The sequence below is a fragment of the Prosthecobacter sp. genome (genome assembly GCF_044232965.1).
GTDB lineage: Bacteria > Verrucomicrobiota > Verrucomicrobiia > Verrucomicrobiales > Verrucomicrobiaceae > Prosthecobacter.
Genome location: NZ_JBIIKX010000022.1, coordinates 30,618 through 53,531, shown reverse-complemented (window position 1 = coordinate 53,531; position 22,914 = coordinate 30,618). Strand labels below are relative to the sequence as shown.

19 protein-coding genes are annotated in these 22,914 nt (G+C 60.0%); 13 read left to right on the top strand and 6 right to left on the bottom strand.

The genetic code is table 11. The annotated features are described in order from the left end of the window. Window positions 1–12 precede the first annotated feature (12 nt). From gatA to ACILSI_RS11685, 3 genes are all read left to right on the top strand, one after another. The gene (gatA, locus tag ACILSI_RS11695; RefSeq protein ID WP_395722062.1) at window positions 13–1,431 is read left to right on the top strand and encodes an Asp-tRNA(Asn)/Glu-tRNA(Gln) amidotransferase subunit GatA; all 1,419 of its coding nucleotides are present in this window, start codon (window positions 13–15) and stop codon (window positions 1,429–1,431) included. Window positions 1,432–1,520: 89 nt separating this feature from the next. After that, the gene (locus tag ACILSI_RS11690) at window positions 1,521–3,284 is read left to right on the top strand and encodes a sodium:calcium symporter (protein WP_395722061.1); all 1,764 of its coding nucleotides are present in this window, start codon (window positions 1,521–1,523) and stop codon (window positions 3,282–3,284) included. Between the two features lie 43 nt (window positions 3,285–3,327). Further along, on the top strand, window positions 3,328–3,459 hold the full coding sequence (locus tag ACILSI_RS11685; protein ID WP_395722060.1) for a hypothetical protein: 132 nt from the start codon (window positions 3,328–3,330) through the stop codon (window positions 3,457–3,459). Here the strand turns inward: ACILSI_RS11685 and panB are convergent. The 4 genes from panB to ACILSI_RS11665 form a co-directional block, all read right to left on the bottom strand. Further along, complete coding sequence (gene panB, locus ACILSI_RS11680) at window positions 3,456–4,214, bottom strand: 3-methyl-2-oxobutanoate hydroxymethyltransferase (protein WP_395722059.1); 759 nt, start codon at window positions 4,212–4,214, stop codon at window positions 3,456–3,458. The two genes, ACILSI_RS11685 and panB, sit on opposite strands and share 4 nt — an antisense overlap. Before the next feature lie 102 nt (window positions 4,215–4,316). Beyond that, complete coding sequence (locus ACILSI_RS11675; RefSeq protein ID WP_395722058.1) at window positions 4,317–5,450, bottom strand: fibronectin type III domain-containing protein; 1,134 nt, start codon at window positions 5,448–5,450, stop codon at window positions 4,317–4,319. 732 nt (window positions 5,451–6,182) lie between these two features. Beyond that, window positions 6,183–6,569 (bottom strand): tyrosine-type recombinase/integrase, encoded by a 387-nt coding sequence (locus tag ACILSI_RS11670; RefSeq protein ID WP_395722057.1) that lies wholly within the window; start codon window positions 6,567–6,569, stop codon window positions 6,183–6,185. Then, window positions 6,545–7,282, bottom strand: coding sequence for a phage integrase N-terminal SAM-like domain-containing protein (locus ACILSI_RS11665; protein WP_395722056.1), 738 nt, complete (start codon window positions 7,280–7,282; stop codon window positions 6,545–6,547). Before ACILSI_RS11665 ends, ACILSI_RS11670 begins: the two co-directional genes overlap by 25 nt. Window positions 7,283–7,470: 188 nt before the next feature. Here ACILSI_RS11665 and ACILSI_RS11660 point away from each other — a divergent pair, with 188 nt between their 5' ends. The 10 genes from ACILSI_RS11660 (at window position 7,471) to ACILSI_RS11615 (ending at window position 21,615) form a co-directional block, all read left to right on the top strand. After that, window positions 7,471–8,154, top strand: a complete 684-nt coding sequence (locus ACILSI_RS11660; protein ID WP_395722055.1) for a hypothetical protein — start codon at window positions 7,471–7,473, stop codon at window positions 8,152–8,154. Window positions 8,155–8,462: 308 nt separating this feature from the next. Continuing rightward, the gene (locus ACILSI_RS11655; RefSeq protein ID WP_395722054.1) at window positions 8,463–9,794 is read left to right on the top strand and encodes an MFS transporter; all 1,332 of its coding nucleotides are present in this window, start codon (window positions 8,463–8,465) and stop codon (window positions 9,792–9,794) included. Between the two features lie 126 nt (window positions 9,795–9,920). Then, on the top strand, window positions 9,921–10,736 hold the full coding sequence (locus tag ACILSI_RS11650; RefSeq protein WP_395722053.1) for a MotA/TolQ/ExbB proton channel family protein: 816 nt from the start codon (window positions 9,921–9,923) through the stop codon (window positions 10,734–10,736). A 30-nt stretch (window positions 10,737–10,766) separates the two neighbouring features. Beyond that, window positions 10,767–11,213, top strand: coding sequence for an ExbD/TolR family protein (locus ACILSI_RS11645; RefSeq protein WP_395722052.1), 447 nt, complete (start codon window positions 10,767–10,769; stop codon window positions 11,211–11,213). A gap of 21 nt (window positions 11,214–11,234) precedes the next feature. Continuing rightward, window positions 11,235–11,672 (top strand): ExbD/TolR family protein, encoded by a 438-nt coding sequence (locus ACILSI_RS11640; RefSeq protein WP_395722051.1) that lies wholly within the window; start codon window positions 11,235–11,237, stop codon window positions 11,670–11,672. Window positions 11,673–11,675: 3 nt separating this feature from the next. Next, on the top strand, window positions 11,676–14,591 hold the full coding sequence (locus tag ACILSI_RS11635; protein WP_395722050.1) for a tetratricopeptide repeat protein: 2,916 nt from the start codon (window positions 11,676–11,678) through the stop codon (window positions 14,589–14,591). A gap of 14 nt (window positions 14,592–14,605) precedes the next feature. Beyond that, window positions 14,606–15,481 (top strand): hypothetical protein, encoded by an 876-nt coding sequence (locus tag ACILSI_RS11630; protein ID WP_395722049.1) that lies wholly within the window; start codon window positions 14,606–14,608, stop codon window positions 15,479–15,481. A 99-nt stretch (window positions 15,482–15,580) separates the two neighbouring features. Then, window positions 15,581–19,579, top strand: a complete 3,999-nt coding sequence (locus ACILSI_RS11625; RefSeq protein ID WP_395722048.1) for a PQQ-binding-like beta-propeller repeat protein — start codon at window positions 15,581–15,583, stop codon at window positions 19,577–19,579. 3 nt (window positions 19,580–19,582) lie between these two features. After that, on the top strand, window positions 19,583–20,584 hold the full coding sequence (locus tag ACILSI_RS11620; RefSeq protein WP_395722047.1) for a hypothetical protein: 1,002 nt from the start codon (window positions 19,583–19,585) through the stop codon (window positions 20,582–20,584). 155 nt (window positions 20,585–20,739) lie between these two features. Further along, complete coding sequence (locus ACILSI_RS11615; protein WP_395722046.1) at window positions 20,740–21,615, top strand: hypothetical protein; 876 nt, start codon at window positions 20,740–20,742, stop codon at window positions 21,613–21,615. A gap of 55 nt (window positions 21,616–21,670) precedes the next feature. Here the strand turns inward: ACILSI_RS11615 and nth are convergent, their stop codons facing one another. Both nth and ACILSI_RS11605 read right to left on the bottom strand, forming a co-directional pair. After that, on the bottom strand, window positions 21,671–22,324 hold the full coding sequence (gene nth, locus ACILSI_RS11610; RefSeq protein WP_395722045.1) for an endonuclease III: 654 nt from the start codon (window positions 22,322–22,324) through the stop codon (window positions 21,671–21,673). 11 nt (window positions 22,325–22,335) lie between these two features. Beyond that, a complete protein-coding gene (locus tag ACILSI_RS11605) occupies window positions 22,336–22,833 on the bottom strand; it encodes a 3D domain-containing protein (RefSeq protein WP_395722044.1) in 498 nt (165 codons plus the stop codon). Window positions 22,834–22,914: the final 81 nt, after the last annotated feature.

The following is a 22,914-nucleotide window of genomic DNA, read 5'->3' as shown; positions in this document are numbered from 1 at the left end:
GCCCACCGTTTCATGCTTGCCTCCTCCACGATCACCACGCTCCGCCAGCAGCTCGTCGCTGGTGACATTACACCGCGTGACATCGTCCTTGATCTCGCCAAGGCGATCGAATCCCGCAACACCAGCCTCGGAGCCTACCTTTCCTGGGACATCGACGCGGCGCTGGCAGAAGCGGATAAAGCCGACAAAACCAGCCCGCTCGGCGGCATCCCGATTGCCATCAAAGACAACATCAACGTCACCGGCCAGCCCTGCACCTGCGGCTCGCGCATTCTGGCGGAAAATTACACTGCTCCTTATGACGCGGGCGTGATTCAACGGCTGCGCACGGCAGGCGCTGTCCCGTTTGGCCGCTTGAACATGGACGAGTTCGCCATGGGATCGAGCACGGAGAACTCCGCGCTCGGCGTCACCCGCAATCCGCGTGACCTGGAGCGCGTGCCCGGCGGCTCCAGCGGCGGAAGCGCCTCAGCCGTGGCCGGTGATCTCGCCATCGCGGCATTGGGTTCCGACACCGGTGGCTCGATCCGCCAGCCTGCGGCGCTTTGCGGCTGCGTGGGCATCAAGCCGACCTACGGACGCATTTCCCGCTACGGCTTGGTCGCGTTCGCCTCCTCGCTCGATCAAATCGGCCCGCTGACCAAGACCGTCGCAGACTCCGCCCTGCTGCTAAATCACCTTTGCGGTCACGATCCGCGTGACTCTACCTCGCTGAATGTCGAGACGCCTGATTTCACCGCCTCGCTCGGAAAGGACATCAAGGGCCTGCGCATCGGCCTGCCCAAGGAATATTACATCAACGGCATTCATCCGGGCGTCGCGGCCAGTGTCCAGGCCGCGATTCGCAAGCTGGAGTCCTTGGGAGCGATCATTGAGGAAATCAGCCTGCCTCACACCGAGCTCGGCGTCGCCACCTACTATGTGCTCGCCCCGGCGGAGGCTTCCGCCAACCTTGCCCGCTTCGATGGCGTGCGCTACGGCCACCGCAGCGCCAGCGCGGGTGATTTGATGGAGCATTACACCCGCTCGCGCTCCGAAGGCTTCGGCCCCGAGGTGAAGCGCCGCATTCTGCTCGGCACCTACGTTCTCAGCTCCGGCTACTACGACGCCTACTACATCCGTGCTCAGAAGGCTCGCACTCTGATCCGCGACGACTTCACCGAGGCCTTCAAAAAGGTCGATGTCATCCTCTCTCCCACCAGCCCCATGCCAGCGCACAAGCTCGGTGAGATGAAGGACAACCCGCTCGCGGCCTACCTGGAGGACGTTTTCACCATTCCGGTGAACCTCGCCGGTCTTCCTGGCATCAGCGTGCCATGCGGCACGGTCGAGGTGGAGGGCAAGGCGCTGCCGGTCGGGCTGCAAATCGTCGGCAAGGCATTGGATGAAACCACCGTGCTCCGTGTGGCGCACGCGTTCGAGCAGTCGTAGCCTCGGTTTCCGGCATTTCCGGCCCTGGATTTGCTTCGGGGATGAATTGCGGCTTGTCGCTTTGTGGTGACTTGCCTAACCTCGCCGCCATGTCACAGAAAAAAGAAGCCTGGGGATCACGTCTTGGAGTCATCATGGCCGTCGCGGGCAGCGCGGTGGGGTTGGGCAACTTCCTGCGTTTTCCCGGACTGGCGGCGCAGTATGGTGGCGGCGCCTTCATGCTGGCCTACGCGATCTCGTTCCTCATCATCGGCCTGCCCATCGGCTGGGCGGAGTGGGCCATGGGGCGCTACGCGGGCAGCCGAGGCTACAATTCGTGTCCGGGCGCGTTCGCGGCGATTTTGAACAAGCGCTGGGCCAAGTACATCGGCATCATCGGCGTGATCGTGCCGGTGGTGATTTACATGTACTATGTGTTCATCGAGTCGTGGTGCCTGGGCTACGCCGTGAAGTTCTGGACAGGTGGCATCCACCTCACGAGCACGGAAAGCGCGGTGGAGATGTTCAAGGCGATGAGCGGGCAGATCGCGGACGGCTCAGCTCTCACGCCTTCGTGGAATGCCGCGTTGCCGTGGCTCATGCTGGTGTTTGTGTTCAACTTCTGGCTGATCTATCGCGGCCTGTCCGGTGGCATCGAGAAGATGTGCAATTACGGCATGCCGCTGCTGATTGTGCTGGCGCTGGTGGTGCTGGCGCGTGTGATGACGCTCGGCGCGCCCGATCCGGCGAAGCCGCATGACAACGTGGTCAATGGACTGGGCTACATGTGGAATCCGAGCAAGGTGCAAATCGAGCGCGCGCAGCCTGCGGCAGGAGAAAAGAAGGTGGTGGAGGAGTTGGTGGGCTCAGCAGCCATCGCAGCCGCCGAGCAAAAGGTGGCGGCCAGCGGCGGCGCTTTGAAGCTGGTCACCATCACACCATGGCAGCAGCTTAAAAACCCGCTGCTGTGGATGGCGGCGGCGGCGCAGATTTTCTTCAGTCTCTCGGTCGGGTTTGGCGTGATCATCGTGTATGCCAGTTACCTGGGCAAAAAAGACGATGTGGTGCTCAGCGGGCTCACGGCGAGCAGCGCGAACGAGTTCTGCGAGGTGGCCTTGGGCGGATTGATCACCGTGCCGGCGGCGGTGGCGTTCCTGGGCCTCGCGTCAGTGGCGGGGCAGGGGACGTTTGGCCTCGGCTTCACGGTGCTGCCGCTGGTGTTCGCCAAGATGCCGCTGGGAGCTTTCTTTGGTGGCGCGTTTTTCTTCATGCTGTTCCTGGCGGCCATCACGAGCTCGATTTCGATGCTGCAACCGGGCATCGCCTTCCTCGAAGAGGCCATGAATGTCGGTCGCAAGGTCAGTGTGACCATCCTGGGCCTGCTGACGACACTGGGCACGGTGTTCGTGGTCTATTTCACCCAGGACTTGAAGGCGCTCGACACACTGGACTTCTGGGTGGGCACCTTTCTGATCTTCATCCTCGCCACAATCCAGATCATCGTCTTCGGCTGGCACTGGGGCATTGAGCGTGGCTTGAAGGAGGCGCATCAGGGCGCTGCCATCCGCATTCCGGCGTTCTTTGGTATCATCATGAAGTGGATCTGCCCGCTGTTCCTGCTGGCGGTTTTTTCTCTCACGGTGCTCACCAGCGTGTTTGGTTTTGATTTGAGCACCTTCAAGTTCGGCGCGGCTTCGTCCTATGTGGTCGATTTGATCGGTGGCGTGAAGGACGGCAAGCCGGTGGCAACGAATCAGGCCGCGCAGCTCAGCGTTGCCTTGGTGGTCATCGTGGCGTTCTTCTTTGGGCTGCTGTCGGCACGTTCCAAGGCCTACAAGCGCGCCGAACAAGGCCTGCCCAAACATGACGCTTAATTTTTAGCCGCACACTCCTATGACCACTTCAGGCCTCATCGTCATGCTTCTCTCCGTCGGCATCGTCACCGTGCTGTTCTCCTGGTGCATCTGGAAGGTGCTCACCACGCCGCATGAGACAGAAAAAATCCACGGGGTGGATTTTCACACGCCAGACATGGACGCGGAGAGTTAACCGCGCACATCGGCGATGTATTCGCGCACGGCACGTAGCGTCTCACCTGCCACGTCGGCACGGGCTTTCGCAAACGGCGGCCTGAACCACGGAAAGCTGCCGAGAATGTCCGGCGTGACGAGAACCTGGCCGTCGGTGCCGTTTCCCGCGCCGATGCCGATGGTGCTGGCTTTGACAAAACCCGTGATCTGTGTGGCGACCTCGGGCACGATGCTTTCCAGGACCATCGCGCAAGCCCCGGCTTCATCCAAAGCGCGTGCGTCGGCGATGAGGCGGTCGATTTGCTCGCTGGTCTTGCCTTTCTTCTTGTAGCCGCCTTCCTCCTTCACGCTCTGCGGCAGCATGCCGATGTGGCCGATGAAGGGAATCCCCGCGGCGATGATGGCACTCACTTGCGGCAGCATGGACACGCCTCCTTCCAGCTTCACGGCGGCGGCTCCGCAGTCCATGAGGCGCTTGGAGTTAAAAACAGCCTCTTCCGGTGTGCGGTAGCTCGCGAAGGGCAGGTCGGCGATGACCGGGGCGCGTTTCACGCCCCGGCAGACGGAGGCGGTGTGAATGAGCATCATGTCCATGGTCACTCCTGTGGTGTCCGGCAGGCCATGCACCACCATGCCGAGCGAATCACCCACGAGGATCAAGTCGATCCCGGCGTCATCGAGCATGCGGCCGGTGGGGTAGTCATAGGCGGTGAGAACGGCGATCTTGGGGCCGCTGGTCTTGCGCTGAAGCAGTTCAGACAGGGAGGAGAGCATGAGAGCCGGGTATTTCGTGCTCAGGGCTCTGATTTCAAGCGGTGGTATGCCATAGACCCACCGGCTCTCCGTGCTGTGGCCTCACGGCACGGAAATCGTTGGTCATGCCCCGACCACCTTCGTCACGGTGGGAGAGGGGGGGGCCTCACCGCCGTCATTGGCGGCCACCACATAAACGGAAAGGGTGCTGCCCGGCGTGAGGTCTTTGAGGGTGTGGTCCAGGTCCGCGTCATTCGCCAGGGCGCGGAAGTCCGCGTCCACACCGTGGATTTTGATGAAGATGCGGTAATAAGTGGCGCGGCGGGCGCGGGTCCAGGACAGCTCCTCCTTGCCCGCGCTCACGGCAGTCAGTGTCACGCTGCTCACGCCCTCGGGCGGATTGGGGTTCGCCGGAATATTCAGGCCAAAGACCTCCCAGCGCGGATCATCCGCCGCCAGCAGGGTGCGCAGTTCTACGATGGCGTCAGACACGACCTTGAAGAGCGCGTCCTTGTCCGCGTCCCGCAGATTCTTGCAGAGCGCCTGATCACTCTCTTTCGTGTTCACCAGATCGCGTGCGGTCTGAAAGGTGGCGCTCAGGGCCAGTGCGGCGGCGGCCGTCACCGCCAGGGGCGGGCCGCTGGGCTGTGGCAGGGAGGCCTCATGGCCGGTGTTGGCCGCGAGGTAGGAGCGCATCGTGCCCAGCAGCGACTGGCGCTCATCGTGTTTTTCTGGCACGCGGGTGTTTTGGGTGAAGCCCGCCGCCGCCCAGCCGGCGTTGTGGGTGCGGCCATGCACGCCCTCCATTACATCGCGGTAGCCGGTGAGCAGGGTTTTCACCGCGCCATCGCTGAGTGTTTTCAACGCCGTGCGGGCGTCCTTGGCGGCGTCCTCGCACATTTTGAAGACGAGCTGGCTGCCCTTGTTGGCATTGCTGCCGGGAGCGGCGGCGGGGTCTCCCTCCAGCTTCAGGATCGCGGTGTTGAAGGTGGTATCGCGGTGATGATGCAGGCCGATGACGTCCTGCAACGCAGCCGCCCCGGACTTCATTTCTTTGGCCAGGGCGAGCAGTAGTTTCTGATTGCGCGGTGTTTCGTTGTTCATGGTGGTGTGGCGTTTCTGCGTGTTGGCGGCAGCACTTGCGGGTGCCGTGTGGATGTAGCCAGGGTCTCCTGGCTCAAGTAGGTAGGAAGGATTTCCCCAGCGGAGGTTTTTATCATCCCAAGTGACTCCTGAATCCCAGGTGACAGGTTTCATGGCCCCACGCCGCCTCCCCCGTTTACATTCGGCTCGTCGCAGGCAGGGCGGGGCCAAGCCCTCGTCCGCCGTGCCTGTGCGGCTCCCGCCGCCCACGATCTGAGCTTCAGATTCTGCCATGCGGCGCTCGCAGGCCACGATCTGAGCTTCAGATTCTGCCATGCGGCACTCGCAGGCCACGATCTGAGCTTCAGAATCTGCCATGCGGCACTCGCAAGCCACGATCTGAGCTTCAGAATCTGCCATGCGGCACTCGCAGGCCACGATCTGAGCTTCAGATTCCGCCATGCGGCAGCCGCAAGCCACGATCTGAGCTTCAGATTCCGCCATGCGGCAGCCGCACCGCCCGATCCGATCCTTGGATTCCGGCCTTGTCCAAGGTCTTGCCCCTTGTGCCTCAATCCATTGCACAGGCTGCCAGCACTCCATGGAGCACCGCGAAGGGGAATTCTCCCTTGCAGGCAAGCCGCTTGCGTCCAGGTGGCGCTTTCGCCTGCCTGTCGATACGAGCGATTTTGGAAAACCATCCGCAAAGCCTTCACGCGAGGTTGGGCGCATGAATTAACGAAATTCAACCATGCCACCCCGCGCTGCGTCGAGCCGAAAATGCGCCCCTATTCTTGATGCATTGAAACTGAGGCGGATAAATTTTTTGCACCTCCTACCGCCACGGCCTCCGCTGGGTCAAAAGCCGCCCAACCTAAGAATATGAGTGCGGCTCTGGCCTGCTCCTCACAAATCATCCAACGGGCTGGTGATCTCCCCACGCATCGCCTTGGCAAGAGCGGTATAAATCTCCGTCGTGCGCACGTCTGAATGTCCCAAGAGCTGCTGCACGGAACGGATGTCGATGCCCCGCAGCACGAGATGCGTGGCAAAGCTATGGCGCAACACATGCGCCGTCACCCTCTTGCTCAGACCCGCCAGCTTCGCCGCACGCTCCAGTTCCCGTGTGATGGCGATCTCATGCAAGTGGTGCCGCCCCCGCCCGTAAGCACGGCTACCCGTGCGTGGGCTGCCATCCCGCTCCAGGTCATCCCATACTTTGGCGGAGGGCAGCCGAGCGCCGGAGGCAGGCGCGAGACAGACTGCCGCTAGGCAGCCCGAAGGGCGAGACACGCCGGAGGAGGCGTGCGAGTCAACAACCAAAACCACGGCCAGCTCTCCGCTGCTTTGGGGTTCTTCACGTCATAGGCCTTCGGCATCGCCACGCCCGGCACCCCGTCTCGCCGGTCGGCATCAAAGACGGCCCGCACCTGTTTCAAATGCTCTTCGATGGGGTGCAGCAGGCTTTTCGGCAGTGTGATGACTCGGTCTTTATCGCCTTTTCCACCACGCACCTCGATCTTCCCGCCGCTCACATCCACGTCCTTCACCCGCAGCGCCAGCACCTCCGCCACCCGCAGCCCACAACCGTACAGCAGCTTCACCGCCAGTCCCGCCGCACCCTTCACGCCAACCAGCAGGGTCTTCACCTCCTCTTGCGTCAAAACCACCGGCAGGCGCTGCGATCTCTTCGCCCTGACAGCATCAATGCCCTCCAAGTCGATCTTGAGCACCTCCCGGTATAAAAACACCAGTGCGTTCAGCGCTTGGTTCTGGGAGGCTGCGGCGAGGTTTTTATTCACCGCTAGATTCGTCAGAAACGCCGTGACTTCCGCCGTCCCCATCTCCTGTGGATGCTTCATCCGGCCTGTCATCTGCGCTTGGAAGAGAACATAGCGTTTGTACCATTGCACATAGCCTTCTTCCGTCCGCTTGCTGTACTGTTTCAGGCGCAGCACGCCGCGCAGCCGCTCCTCCAGTTTGGGTTGGGGGTTTGGAATATTCACACATGGAATTTACCCTCCTATGCCGTTGCAAAGCCACATTTTTGTTGCCCATCCACGGCATGGGAGGGTAAAACGACACCCATGAGCACCACAGCCCGTACTTTTCCGACAAAAACGTTGGCGATAAAGCTGCTGACAAACCTCACGATCTGTTAACCATCCACACTGTTCGCCCAACCACGCTTGCCATGCGTTTTGAATTTACAGCCGGAATGGTGACAGGACTCCTTCTCGGAGGCGCGCTGTCCGCATTATGGTTCGTCAGTCGTCCTGAGAAGGCAGCCGTCACAGCTTCCTTCTCAGAGGCCGATGCTGGGCTTGAGAGTTTCATGTTTCCAGATGCCAAGCTCGAAGACATTTATCGTCTTCCGTGGATTCACGACTTGCTCGCCACACCAGCAGCGATCACGATCCACCTCCGTTCGAGTGAAGGATCGATTCATTACGGAAGCTTTCGCTTCGCGTCTGAGGGGGCAGAAGTCGCAGCCGATGACGTTGATCCATTGTCGCGCACACTCCGCGCCATGAACGCATATCAAGTGGGTTTAGGGCAGGCCTGTCTGTATAACCCTGGCGCGATGCTCAGAATCGAACAAGGTGGGCACCGCCTTGATTTCTTGATCTGTTTTCAATGCCGCGTGGCTGATTGGTATGCTGACGGACAACATGTTGACCAGAGCATCGCTCCCAGAGTGGGCTTTTCTGATCTAGGTTTTCGTGTTCTCCGCCGCATCATCACCAAAGTTTATCCGGACAAGCTCCACTTGAGCGAAGCATTAAGGACGAACGCAACGGGCGAACAAAACGGATGCAGGCAACGGCTCGTATGGCATCTGTCGTGTCATCGACGCTTCCCGCTCGCCGTCGCCTGATCCGAAGCGTTCGGTGCCATTCGGGTCGGGGGCCGATACTTGACAGTGTGGGCAAGAAAGGGGTGGGAGTCGAGCCGTGACCGCGATGGCTGGGCAGGCTCTTGAAATGCGCCGAGCGCGAGGCATTCGAGCGGACAGGTTCGGCCTGGAAGGGGGGCGGGGATGCGTTCGGCGGTTACCCGAGTGCGGACGGGGTCGAGTCGAAGCGGACGGGGCGTCCGCGCTCCTGCACGCAAGCACCGCAGGCTGCATCAGCCACACTGACGTGGAGCGAAAGAAGATGAGCTGACGTGCGTCCTGTTTCGTCCATGCATTCCTCCGACGTCGCCAGTCATGAAGCCGCGCTGAACCGCGCCCGCAGCAAAGCCTACCGACGGCTGCTGCCGTTGCTGTTTGTGAGCTACATGATCGCCTATGTGGACCGGCAGAACGTGGCGGTGGCGAAGCTGACGATGACGCGCGACCTGCCTGGCTTTGACAACGCGGTCATCGGCTTCGGCGCGGGCATTTTCTTTCTCGGCTACTTCCTGCTGGAGATTCCAGGCACGCTGATGGTGGAGCGCTGGAGCGCGCGGAAGTGGATCTGCCGCATCATGATCACCTGGGGCGTGATGGCGGGCCTCACGGCGGCGGTGACGACGCCCTGGCAGTTTTACACGGTGCGCTTCCTGCTGGGACTCGCCGAGGCAGGGTTCTTTCCTGGCGTGGTGGTGTATTTGACCCACTGGTTCCCCAGTCGCGACCGGGCACGTGCGCTGGCCACGTTCATCATCGCCACGCCGTTTGCGCAGATCATCAGCCCAAAGATTTCCAACTGGTTGCTCGCCATCGGCCACGCCGATCAGCCGCCCGTGCTCGGCATGGTGGGCTGGCAGTGGGTCTATGTGTTCTGGGCCGTGCCTGCCGTGGTGCTGGGCTTCTGTGTGTACTTCTGGCTGGTGGACCGGCCCAAGCAGGCGAAATGGCTGACCGCCGAGGAAGGCGAGGCGCTGGAGTCCGAGCTGGAGCGTGAACGTGCCGAGACACGCAAAGGCAAGCGCATGACGGTGCCGCAAGCGCTGAAGCACCCCAAGGTGCTGCTGCTGGCGCTGGTGTATTTCTGCACCGTGACCGGCAGCTACGGCATCGAGTTCTTCATGCCGAGCATTTTGAAGTCCTGGTATGCCATGGACATGAACCAGCTCACCTGGCTCATCATGCTGCCGCCTGCCGTGGCGATGTGCGGCCAGCTTTTTATGGGCTGGAGCTCAGATCACTTCAAAGAACGCCGCTGGCATGCCGTGCTGCCGATTGTCATGGGCTCCGCTGCCTTGGGCCTGATGCCGCACACGCAGGGAAACCTGGTGCTGACCATGGTGTGCCTGATGTTCGCCTTTGCGGGCTTCAAGAGCTACATGCCCGCCTTTTGGGCGCTGCCGAGCCTGTTTCTCACCGAGTCCGCCGCAGCGGGCAGCATCGGTCTCATCAACTCCATCGGCAATCTCGGCGGATTCCTCGGTCCCTATGTCCTCGGTACAGTCGAGAAGGTCACGGGATCGTTTGTGGGCGGCCTGTATTACCTGTGCTGCTCCATGTTGGCGGCGGCGGGGATCATCTTCAGCTTCGGGTTGGGCAAAAAGGAGCCAGGCCCTCGAAATTGAAGTCGTCCTGAGATCGTATGAAGCCCCAGACGCAAAGTTTCCGCCCATCTGGGCATTTCTCCCTTGCGCCTTGCGGCGTGAACCGTTGAAATAGCGCTCGAAAATTCGGATTTAAAGCCACACGCCATGATCAAACCTTCATTCACCCTGATTTCGCGCCATCGCGGCCTTGCCTTTTGTTTGACCGCGCTTGCCCTGGCCTTCGTGCTGACGCCTGATCTCCTGGCCCAGGCCACAGACGCCGCCGCTGACGCGCCTCCGCCGAAATCATGGTGGCAGAAGTGGGTGGCGGATGGCGGCGTGTGGATGACCCCGCTCGGCCTGTGCTCGGTGATGGCGCTGACTTACACCGTGCTCTGCGCGATGACGATGACGAAGTCGAAGTTCACGCCGGCCATTTTGAAGACCCAGTTGCTCGACCTCATGCATCAGTGCCGGGTACGCAGCGCGATCGAGACCGCCGCTCAGAGTCCCACGTTCCTCGGCCGCATGATGACCGTGGCGCTGCCCCACTTCGACGCCACCAAAGGCGAGACACTCGGTCGTGAAGATGTGGAGAGCGCGATGGCGGATTTTGCGGGCAATGAGATGCGTCCGTATCAAAAGTGGATCAGCAACTTCTCCGTCCTGGCGCAGATCTCGCCGATGCTTGGTCTGTTCGGCACGGTGGTGGGCATGGTGGGCGCCTTCGAAATTCTGGCGCAGACCGGTGGTGCGGAGCCTTCCAAGCTCGCGGGTGACATCTCGGTGGCCTTGCTGACGACCTTTGCCGGTTTGTTCGTGGCGATTCCCAGCCTCGCTCTCTTCTACTTCTTCAAAAACCGCCTCAATGACTTGGTGGCCGAGTCCGTGGCGGCTGCCAATGAACTGCTCGACGCCTGTGTGAACTCCGCTCATGGCGAGGCCAAGGCGGCTAAGATTCCCGAAGGTATCGCGCTCTGATTCATCCGCACCTCAGACGAGTTTCACGCGATGAAGAAAAAGCTGACCAGCATCAAAGGACTCGAGGAGGAGTGCAAAATGGACTCCTCGTCGATGATCGACATGGTGTTCCAGCTCATCCTGTTCTTCATGGTCAGCTCCCGCATGCTGACGAACCAGATCGACCCGCGTGTCGAACTGCCGGTGGCGACGAATGCCCGCCCGCCAGAAGAGGCCGCCGGGCGTATCGTCCTGCACGTCTATGACGACGGCACCTTCGGTAAGGACAATAAAGAGCCGCTGCCGGACATGGCCGCGGTGACCGAGTACGTCACTCAGCGCAAGGAGAAGGTCGATGCTGGGACCACGCCCAAAGTGCTGCTGCGGGGCGACAAGCGCAGCATCGTGAAGTTCTCCAAGCAGGCCGTGAAGGCCTCCGGGGATGCCGGAGTCAGCACCATCATCTTCAGCGCCTTCCCGGCGGCGAAAAAAGGTTAGCAGCCCCCATTTCAGACACTCATGGCCAAAAAGAAACGCTTCGAATCAGAACAAGTGGAGGATCCGGCACTGGACATCTCCTCGCTGATCGACGTGAGCTTTCTGCTGCTGATCTACTTCCTCGTCACCTCGACGTTGGAGCCGCGTGAGTCGGATCTGAGCATGGAAATGCCGACGGACAGCGGCAAGGCCAGCAGCATTCAGATCGACCCTTTAAAAATCCGCCTCACCGCCACAGGGCAGATCTCCATCGCCGACCAGATCATGGCGGACGATGCTCAGATGGAGTCGGAGCTGGACCGCTACAAACAGCTCACCGACGCCACGAACAAAAAGCCGCTCGTCATCGTCACCTCCGACGATGAGGCGAAGCAGCAGCGTTTCATCGACCTGATGAACGGCCTGGCAAAAGTCGGCATCACCACGATCACACTCTCTGGATTTGAGAAAGGGAAGTAGCCTATGAAGTTCGCCGTTCTCCGTTCACTGTTCGCGGTTTTGGGCCTGATGATGGCATTTGGCGCTCCCGTCCGAGCGCAGACCGAGGATCTGAACATCCAGACGCTGTTTGAGAAGGCCGGCACCCTGATGGAGGAGGGGAACTGGGCCGGGGCGCTCATCCCGCTGGAGACCATCATGAAGGAGTATGGTCCCAGCGGCTACACTGACTTCGGCCCGGCCTTCGGCGTGATGCATTACCGCCATGGCTTCTGTTTGAAGAACCTGAAACGCCTCGACGACGCGCTCAAAGCCTACGAGGCCTGCTACACGCAGGGAAAAAATGCCAAGGACACGCCCAAGGATAAGCTGAACCCGGTGTGGGAGCTTTCGCTGCTTGAAATGGCCATCATCAAGCAGGCCCAGGGCAAGTATGCCGATGCGATCAAGGATTACGAAGCCTTTGCCCGCCAGCCTGCACCCGCCGGGACTTACGATGACGCGGCCTTTCGTGTGCAGGTGGCCTCGTGCTATTCCAAAGCGGGCATGCCGGACAAGGCGAAGGGTCTGCTGGACCAACTCATCACCGGTGCGGGTGGAGTGACACCGAAGGCGGACGGCGTGTTCCGCGCGTTTCTCTCGCTGTTGGACAGTTGGACGGCCAAGGACACCACCAATCATGCGGAGACTGAAAAAGCGGCTCACGGCTTCATCGACCAGCATGGAGCGAAGCTGAAGCTCTCGCCCTTTGACATGGCGCGGTTTGATTTCAACGCCCGCCTGCTCAGCGTGGCTCGCGCCGCCTCGGAAAACGAACAGCAGACGCTCGCCATCCGCTTGTTGAGCCTCATGGCAAGTGGCAGCGACATTTTGCATGATCTGAATGGCCGTGCGCTGCGCTACCGGGGCCGCGTGCCAGAGCTGCTCAAAAAGGAAATCGAGAAATACACCGCCCAGGTGCAGGATGACGACAGCATCGACTGGATCGCCCTGCTCACGCTGGCGGGCTGCTATGAGCGCTTGGGGAATTTTGCCGCAGGTTACTCCATCTATTCGTATGGCGTTACCGCCGCGCCAAAGAGCACGCATCGACCCATGATGTTGTTCGGTGCCATGCGCACCGCGCTGGCCACCGGTCAGCAGGATCTTTCAAAGGCGCTCGGCGAGCAGTTTCGCAAGGAGTTCCCGCAGCATGAGTATGCTGGCAATGTGAACACACTGCTGCTGGAGAACGTGTTTTTCTCGAAGCAATACCAGCAGGCCATTGAGCTGGCGGAAAACATCCGCAAACCGCTGAAGCCGGACTCCAAAGACCGTGATCTGACGGATTTCGTGATCGGCGCGTCGTTTTTCAATCTCGGCCGCACGGAGGACGCGCAGAAGGAGCTGGCCTCCCATGCCCAGCGCTTTCCACAGAGCAAGTTCAAGGAGGCGTCACGCTATTTCGAGGCATCCAGCCTCGTGCGTTTGAAGAAATGGCAGGAGGCCGGGCCGAAGCTCGATTCCTTCAACAAAGACTTCCCGGAATCCGAATACATCGGTTTTGCGCTGCTGGACCGCGCCACGTCGCATTTCCAACTCGCTGAATACCAGAAGTGCCTGGATGTCGTCGCGGATCTCGAAAAACGTCGTCCCAACCTGCCGGACCTCGATCGGGCGCTGGCGATGCGCGGTGACTCGCACCTCATGCTCAACGCTAACGAAAAGGCCGAGGCGGCCTACTTGAAGGCGCGAGAGCTGGGTGAGGCGGCTGAGGGCGAGTCCCACAAAGCCATCGTGGGCCGCGTGCTGGTGCAGCTCATTCGCGTGGCCAACGCCCTGAAGAAACCCAAAGACGTCATCAAGTATTACGACGAGTACATTGCGAAGTACAGCGGTGGATTTTACGATGCCGAGGTCATCGTTGGCTCATTGGAGCCGCTTAAAGAGGCGAAACGCGGCAAGGAAGCGCTCGACGCGCTGGAAAAGGTGATCGTGCGGCTTGGCAGTGGCGACACGGGGGCCGGCATTGAGGAGGCCATCGGCTCTTACACACAGAACTACCTCGACATTGTCGGAGCAGAGCCACTGCTCGAGCGCCTGACTAATTTCGTCCCCCAGGACGGTGTGAAGATCAACAACACGCTGCGAGCCTGGCTGAACATGGCGAAGATCGACCTGCTGGAGAACGACAGCTACAAAGACAAATTCCCCAAGCGTGCCGCCCAGATTCAAGTGGCCTACGAGGATCTGCAAAAATTCAACAAGGTGGAGCTCTCATCTTATATTCTCGTCAAAGTGGGGCGTGATCTGGCAGATCGAGGTAAGGACAAAGAGGCGCTGGACTGGTTCAAGGCGGTCATGGATCGCGGCCAGTCGGAGCATTATCCGCTGGCCCTCATGGGCAAGGCGCGGGTGCTGGCGAAGACCGGCGAGGCTGGCAGCTTCCAGGAGGCCGTGAGCGCTTTTGATCAAGTGATCAGAGAATTGCAGGACAAGCCGGAGTACGTTGAGGAGGCCATGATCGACAAGGCGCGCATTTATTACAACCGCAAGCAGTGGCAGGAGGCTGCCGACACGCTGCTCGCGATGTCCAAGGACAAGCGCTTCACCCGCACCCGTGCTGAGGCTTACTACCGCCTCGGTCATTGCTATGAAAATCTGAACGACACCGACAAGGCGCTGGAGGCTTACACACCTTTCGTCGGACCACCGTTGGAAAACGTCGTCCAGTATTCCGCCGAGGCGCGTCTGCGCGCCGCCGAGATCCAGATGAAGAAGGGGAACGACGACAAGGCCTTCCGTCTCATCAAGGACACCGTTTCTCGCATGTACAAGCTCGGGGAGCACGAGGTGGCCGGCCCCTTTGTCAAAAAGGCCAAGGAGCACTACAAAACCCTGCGCAAGAAGCTCAACGCGCCCGAGCATCCCGACGAGGGGCTGTGGGGTGTGCGTGAATGAACCGTCGTGACGCCATGAAAAAGCCCATTTTTCTCCTTCTGCTGGCGGTCTGCGGCCTGCATGCCGAGCCGCTGGCCATCCAGATCACCAATCTCAATGGCGAGCCGACCGCCGCCTTTCTCCTCGGTGCTGAAAAAGACGGTATTGTCATCAGCACCGCGCCAACTGGTGGCAGCAGTTACAAGCTGCCACTGACAAACATTCGTGAGATGACCATCGACGAGCCAAAGGGCTGGTCTCTCGCGATGCAAACCTTTGCTTCGGGCAATTATGCCGAGGCGGAGAAGCTGTTTGCTCAGTTGGGAGATGAGTTTGATAAGCTCGTGCCGTTGCAGGACAGTTTTGGTTCTCTGTCGCGGCTGTACCAGTTTATGTCACTGCAAAAGCTGGGGCGTTATGCCGATCTGGCGAAGGTGATGGACAAGCAACTGGCCAATCCACTGAGCTTTGGCGCTCATTACACGGAAGATTTCGTCGATCTCGAAGGCTGGGCGTTGATGGGCAAGAAGGACTGGCTGTCTCTGGGGGCCTTCATCAAAAAATTTGAGGACGCGAATCCGCTGAAACTGCCGCAAGCGCCGTTCAAGCGGCTGCGCACGTCACGTCTCGCTGGTTTATGCTACTTGCGCGCCGTTTGGAACGAAGAAGCCCAAAAGCAGCCGGACCTCGCGCTGATGGACTTCCATCGTGCGCTCACGCTCGATCTTGGCTCTGACACCTCCTTGGTTCGCCTTGCCGCCGTGGCAGCGCTTCGTTTGACTGACATCAAGATCACCGCCGCGCCCAAGGATGACAAACTGACGAAGCAGGCAAAATCGCTCGCCTTGGTCTGTCGCGATCTGGGCGGCAAAGACGCGCTGCCGAAGGATTTTGAGAAGTATCTCAAGTAAGGCGGCCCCCACATCGCCCTGGCTCTGCGTGTTGAGGCCAACTGGCCTGAAAGCTCACCTGCATGTTCGCGTTACAGCCACCTCACTTTCCGCCCAACCATGAAACGTCTCGCGCTCTTCTCTCTCCTGCTCACGTCTCCGCTTCTTGCCGATGAAGCCTCGGACATTCTTTCCCAATCCGGCGTCAAAGGCGGCATCGTGGTCCATGTCGGCTGCGGAGACGGAACGGTGACGCAGAAGTTGCGGGTGAATGATTCGTATCAGGTCCAAGGCCTCACGAAAGAGGCGGACAAGGTGCCTGCGATCCGCGATTCGCTCTACAAAGCCGGTGTCAGTGGTGCTGTCGCGGTTTCGGAGTGGAATGGCAAACACCTGCCCTACATCGAGAATTACGTGAACCTGCTCGTGATCGAGGACGCCGCCGCCGTTTCCAAAGAGGAGATCGACCGCGTCCTCACACCGCTGGGCGTGGCGATGATCAAAAAGGGCGGTGCCTGGAAAAAGATCACCAAAGCCTGGCCGAAGGACATGGATGAGTGGACGCACTACGCTTACGATTCGAAGGGCAATCCCACCTCGAAGGACATGCTCGTCGGACCGCCTTCGCGGATGCAGTGGGTGGGAAATCCGCGCTGGAGTCGGCACCATGATCGCATGTCGTCAGTGAGCGCCAAGGTCAGCGCCGGTGGCCGCATCTATTACATCATCGACGAAGGCAGCCGCATCTCCATCCTCATGCCGGCGAAGTTTGTGCTGATCGCGCGTGACGCTTTCAACGGCACCGTGCTTTGGAAAAAGCCGATCCCGGAGTGGAGTACTCACCTTTGGCCGCTGAAGTCCGGCCCCACGCAGCTCACTCGACGCATCGTGGCGATTGGCGACAAGGTGTATGTCACCATGGGCATCGCGGACCCGATTTCCTGCCTCGATGGTGCCACGGGCAGGGGCATCCGCATTTATGAGCAAACCAAAGGCGCGGAAGAGCTCATCATGCGCAACGGCACGATCTTTGCCCTCGTGAACAAAGAACCCTGGGTGCTGAACAAAGACTACGCCGTGAAGCAGCAGAGCGACCAGAAGCGTGTGGAGACCGAGTTCAATTGGGATGGCAAACCGCGCAACTTGCTCGCCATCGACGCCGAGAGCGGCAAGACGCTCTGGCAGCAAGAAGACCGCATCGCGCCGGTCACTCTGGCCATCGATGACAAGCGCCTAGTCTATTACAATGGCGACGGCATCGCCGCCCGCGACGTGAAGACCGGCGAGGTGAAATTCACCACCGATCCCACGAAGCGCCGCCAGCTTTATGAGTTTAACTTCGCCCCGCGCATCCTCCTTCATAAAGACGTGATCATTTACGCTGGTGGCGATGGCACGATGAAGGGCATGAACGCCGAAACGGGCAAAGACATCTGGACCGCGCCGCATGAAAAGAGCGGCTACCGAAGCCTGGAGGACGTCATCGTCGCCCAGGGACTCGTGTGGAATTCCGGCAACATGAATGGCAATCAAAGCGGTGAGTATCGTGGTTTTGATCCGCTCACCGGCGAGAAAAAGAAGAGCTTTTTCCCCGATGTGCCGGAGGGCACCTACTGGTTTCATCATCGCTGCTACATGGGCAAAGCGACGGAAAAATACATCATCCCCAGCCGCACCGGCATCGAGTATGTCGATATGGAAAAGCAGCACTGGGACCTCAATCACTGGGTGCGCGGTGCTTGCCTTTACGGCGTGATGCCCGCGAACGGCCTCACCTATGCCGGACCGCACAACTGCGCCTGCTACCCTGAGGCAAAGCTCGATGGCATGGCCGTCATGGCCAGCGCCCCGCGTTACCCGATGCCTGCAAACACGCCAGACAGCGAGCGCCTCATCAAAGGCCCCGCGTATGCCGATGCCATCGACGAAAAGGAAGCCGACGTCCAAGACTGGCCCACCTACCGCAGCGACAACGCCCGCAGCGGCGCCGCGAAGAGCGATCTCAAAAAAGATCTCGGCATGGCCTGGGAGGTCAAACTCACGCCACCGCTCAGCACCACCACCACCGCCGCAGGCCTCACCTTTGTCAGCGAGGTCGATAAGCACACGCTGCATGCCTTTGACGCCGCCACCGGCAAACCCGCATGGCATTTCATTGCCGGTGGCCGCATCGACTCACCGCCCACGTATTGGAAAGGCCGCGTGTTCTTCGGCGGCAAAGACGGCCAGGTCTATTGCGTCCGCGCCACGGATGGAGCGCTCGTTTGGAAGTTCCAGGCCGCGCCCGTCATGCTCAGCCATGGAGCCTGGGAAATGATGGAAAGCGTGTGGCCTGTGCACGGCAGCGTCTTGGTCGAAAACGGCCTCGTGAGCTGCATCGCCGGTCATTCCTGCTTCCTCGATGGCGGCCTGTGGTTCTACCGACTCGACGCGAAAACCGGCGAGATGCGCGTGAAGCAAAACTACGACGACAAAGACCCCGACACCGGCGGCGACCTCAATGACCGTCACAAGACGCTACAAATGCCCGTCGCGCTCAACGACATCCTCAGCAGCGACGGCAAGTGGACCTACCTTCGCACACAAAAGATCGTCGAAGACGGCAAACGCGTTGAGGTCGGCCCTGTCAGCGGAGATTTCGACAAGCAAGGCGGCGCTCACAAAGGCGAAGGTGCTCATCTTTTCGCCCCGATGGGCTTCCTCGATGACTCGAACTTCCACCGCAGCTACTGGGTCTATGGCAAGAGCTTCGCCGGAGGTCATGCAGGCTACTATCAGGCAGGCAAATATGCTCCTGCAGGCCGCATCCTCGTTCACGACGACAAGAACGTGTACAGCTACGGACGCGAGGCTCAATACTACAAGTGGACCACCACCATGGAGTACACCCTCTTCTCCACGCCGAAGACACCGCCGGAGGAAGCCTTCACGACCGAGGGAGCCACCACCGAGCGCAAGGGCAACAGCCTTGTCCTCGGCCCCGACGGCCAGCCGCTGGCTGAACAACCACCGAAGCTTCAGCAAGAAGGCAAAGCCGCGAAAAAGAACGCCAAGGCCGAAGCCAAAGGCAAAGGAAAGGGCAAAGGCAAAGCCGCCCCTGCCGTCGCCAATGCACCGATCCCTGGCTCCGTGCTCTTCCCCGATCATGAAGCACTGAATCCGGCACAGACCGCTATTTCCGTCGAAGCCTGGGTGCTGCCCGATAACGCCAACGGCACCGTTTTGCACCATGGCGGCCCGCTTCAGGGACTAGCCCTCGACATTCGCGAAAAGAAGCCACAACTCCACATCCGCAGCGATAGCAAACTCGTCACCATCGTCTCCGCCGAGGCCCTCACCGAAGGCTGGCACCACCTCGTCGGCACCTTGGCCGCCGATAAGAAAATGAGCCTCTACATCGACGGCAAACTCGTCGCCGAAGGCAGCAGCGACCTCCTCACCGGCAAACCCGCCCGCCCCATGTATCTCGGCAACGGCGAGGGAGTTGCCGAAGGCAGCGCCGGAGGTTTCAGCGGCCTGCTCGACCAGTTCGCCCTCTATCACAAGGCTCTCACCGCCGCCGAAGTGCAGCAGCGCTTCGAATCGCCCGACTCCAAACCCGCCGACGCCGTGCTCATCTGCAATTTCGACAACGGCGACAGCCGCGACAGCTCCGCGAATGCCGCCCACGGCATCGGCGCAGGCGTCGAAACCGGCAAAGGCAAAGTCGGAGCCGCCTTGTGGTTCAAACCCGCAGGTGGCGGCAAGAGTGGCAAAGGTGGCGGCGCAGGCAGCTTCGTGAAGCACACCTGGGACCGCTTCGTCCCCATCGTCGCTCGCAGCATGGCCTTGGCTGGCAAAACCGTCCTCGTCAGCGGAGCGCCCGATACCATCGACGAAGAATACGCCTTCGAACGCCTCGCCGCCAAAGACCCCGAAATTCTCAAAGAGCTCAACGAACAAAACGAAGCTCTCGAAGGTCGCCGCGGCGCCAAAATGTGGGCCGTAAACACCGAAACCGGCGAGCAATCCACCGGCCTCGAACTCACCAGCCCCCCTGTCTGGGATGGCATCACCGTCGCCCAAGGCCGCGTGTATGTCAGCACCATGGATGGACGCGTGCAGTGCTTTGGGAAGTAAATCATGCGCTTCGGACTTCTATTCAGCCTCGTTTGCGTCAGCGGCGCGTGTGCCTGTACGATCCCGGTGTTTCGGTATGCCTTGGATCGCTGGGAGGCGGACAAGTTTCATCTCGTGCTGCCTGCGAGTGCGGCGCAGGACACGGCTTTGCAGGATGCGCTTCGGCCCTTGCGTGCGAATGGGAAGGCGAACCTGGACATCACAACCTCGCGTGATGTGGCAGTGACGAAGGCGGAACTGCGCAATTCGCGTGAGAGCAGTCAGATTGTTTGGTCGGGTGATCTGGACAAAGCATCGATCGCAGCGTTGCTGGATTCACCAGCACGCAGGAAAATCGTCGAGAGCATTTTGGCGGGGGATTCGTTCATTTGGGTCATCGCAGACAACGGATCGCCGCAGGATGTGGTGGAGGTGGAGCGCATCGAAAAGCGGCTGAAGTTTCTTGAGCAGGTGGCCGCGCTGCCGATTCAAGATCCCAACGACCCGGACAGCCAACTGGGACCGGGACCGCCGCTGCGGCTGAAATTCACCACGCTGCGCCTGCGGCGCGATGATCCGGCGGAAAAGGTGCTCTTCAAGATGCTGGCGGGTCCAAAGGGTGAGATTGATCCTGCCAGCACGAGCTTTGCGGCTCCGGTGTTTGGAAAGGGCAGGGTGCTCGGAGCCTGGCCGCTGGCCTTGCTCGATGACGCGACGCTTGAAGATGCGAGCATGTTTCTCGTGGGCCGCTGCGGCTGCCGAATCAAGAATGATAACCCTGGCTGGGATCTCCTGCTGAATGTGGACTGGGAAAAAGCGCTGCTCGCAGCAGGTCATGTGACGGGGGCGGTTGTTGAAACCGGCAAACCGGCTGTTTTAGCACCCAAAACACCCGAAGTGGTGGCGATCATGCCTGAGGCAGTCCCCAGTGACAACAGGGGCGGTGGAAGCTCACTGATGGGAGCCTTGGGCGCTCTGATTCTCGGGTTGCTAGTCCTCTGGGGGCTGAAATCGCGAAGAACTTAAACTTCTGGCGGGTGCAGTCGGCGGGGTGAACCCAGCGGTGAGGAGAAAGCATTGCGAGAATGGAAAATCTCAAAAGTGCAAAAAAAGTTTGCCGAACTCGTTTATATGAGAGAATATCTAACTTATCTAAATAATTAATATTTGCCCCGCCTGTCATGAAAAAGACGATTTTTGGCATTTTGGTTCTTGGAACCATGCTCTGTGAAAATGCTTCCGGCCAAGGTGCTCCACCACCCGGATACGGTGTGATGGGTGTGCCTCCGCCCGGTTATGGAGCCACGCCACCACCGACCACAACGGTGCCTGCTTATCCGAATAGTCTGCCTCCACCCTCGATCACTCCGGGGGTCACCGCGCCCCTGCCTTATGCCGACCCCTATGCTACCGCTCCCATGCCTGGGGCTTTGTCTTCCTACGCGCCACAGGGGGCAGGGGGCTACAACACGCCCCCCCCTGGTACCGCTGGTTACGGGAGTCCCCAAGGCCCGAGCATCATCAATTATGACAGCATGGAGGTGTTCTACCGCTATGTGGATCCAAAAAACAAGAGTTTGGATGGAGCCCACACGATTGGAGGAGCGCTCACAGTTGCTTTGTTCAATCCGTTGTATCTCAAGGTCGGCGCCAGTTGGGGGAGTGGCCCAAGCGCCGCCACAGCAGCCGGGGTCAGGAATGCGGACTATGACTTTGCCACCGTTCAAGCGGGGGCGGGCTTCCACACGACACTGATCAATGATCGGCTCACTTTCGTGGGCGAGGCTGGGATGATTTATGCGAATATCAAGGCTGACAACACCAACCTGGGTTTCAGCGAGGGGTCCATTTATGTGCGTCCTGCGTTGCGTTTCACCCCGTTCGACTTCATGGAAGTTCAGGCGGGTGTGACGGTGAGCAGCGCGGACAAATATGACAGCAAGGTTCTGGATCTCTCCACCTACTTCCGTGTGTTACCGATGTTCGATATTGGCCTCGGTGCGGACTTTGGAGACACCACACGTGCCTTCCGCACCAGTTTGAGGCTGCGCTGGTAGTTTTTTTGAATCTCTCTGCTCAAGACCCGGCCCCCTGTTCCCGCAGGGGGCTTTTTTATGCCTTGCGGTTGCATTTGGCTTTCTGGCGTTCGGGGAAACACGTGCGACAGATCTCGCAGACGGTGCCATCGCAACCACGCGCGGTGCAGTGTTCTCGCCCATAGAAAATGATCTGGAGGTGCAGCTTGTTCCAGGAATCCTTGGGAAACAGGCGCTTCAGATCGCGCTCGGTTTGTAGCACGGATTTCCCTGTGGTCAGCCCCCAGCGCTGGGCCAGGCGGTGGATGTGCGTGTCCACAGGAAAGGAGGGCTCGCCAAACGCCTGTGCCATGACCACCTGGGCGGTTTTGTGCCCGACTCCGGGCAGTTGTTCAAGCGCTTCGAGAGAAGCCGGCACTTGGCCCTGATGCTTGGTCAGCAGGAGGCCTGAAAGTTCCTTGATGGCTTTGGCCTTCTGCGGTCCCAGGCCGCAGGGCCGGACGATGGCCATGATGTCCTCCAGCGGTGCCTCGGCCAGTTTTGCCGGAGTGTTTCCCAGCTTGAACAGCGCCGGGGTGATCTGATTCACCCGCACATCGGTGCATTGGGCGGAGAGGAGGACCGCCACCAGCAGGGTGAAGGCGTCGGTGTGGTCCAAGGGAATCGGCGGGTCGGGGTAAAGCTGCCCCAGTCGCTTCAGCACATGATCCGCTCGCTCCTGCCGGGTCACGATTTCGTGTCCTAGGAGCTGGTTTCGATGCGCGACACCATCTTGCGGATGTGTGGATAAGCGGTGCGCGGACGCAGAATGGAGAGGCTCTTCGAGAATGAACCCCATTTGATGACCCGGATGTTCACATTGCGCACACCCCAGGCACGCATGGTGGCCTTGTCGGGCTTGTAGAGGTCGATGGTGTTGGTGCCGACCAGCGCCGAGCCGTAGTCATCGACTTGGTAAACATAGGGCAGTCCCTCGATCTGGAAAACCGTGCCCACGGGGTAAACGGACCAGTCGGCGGCGGCGCTGCGCACATTGCCATACTTCAGATTGGTGCCCACCGCTGTCCTGGCTCCGTAAATGATGTGGTCGGACTCGCTGTGCGTGTAAGCCGTGGTTCGAACGGAGGTGATGCGTGAGGAGCCTTTGCCGATCTTGCCTGCGCTGAACAGCCCTGAGGACGAGCATGAGGCGAGCAGCGAAACCGCAAGGCCGAGAAGGATGAAGTGGAGGTGTCGCATCACTGACTGGGTACTGATAATTAACTTTCCTTTTAGACTTTATTATTGTGGGGTATCCCACGTTTGAAATCAATCTTTGAT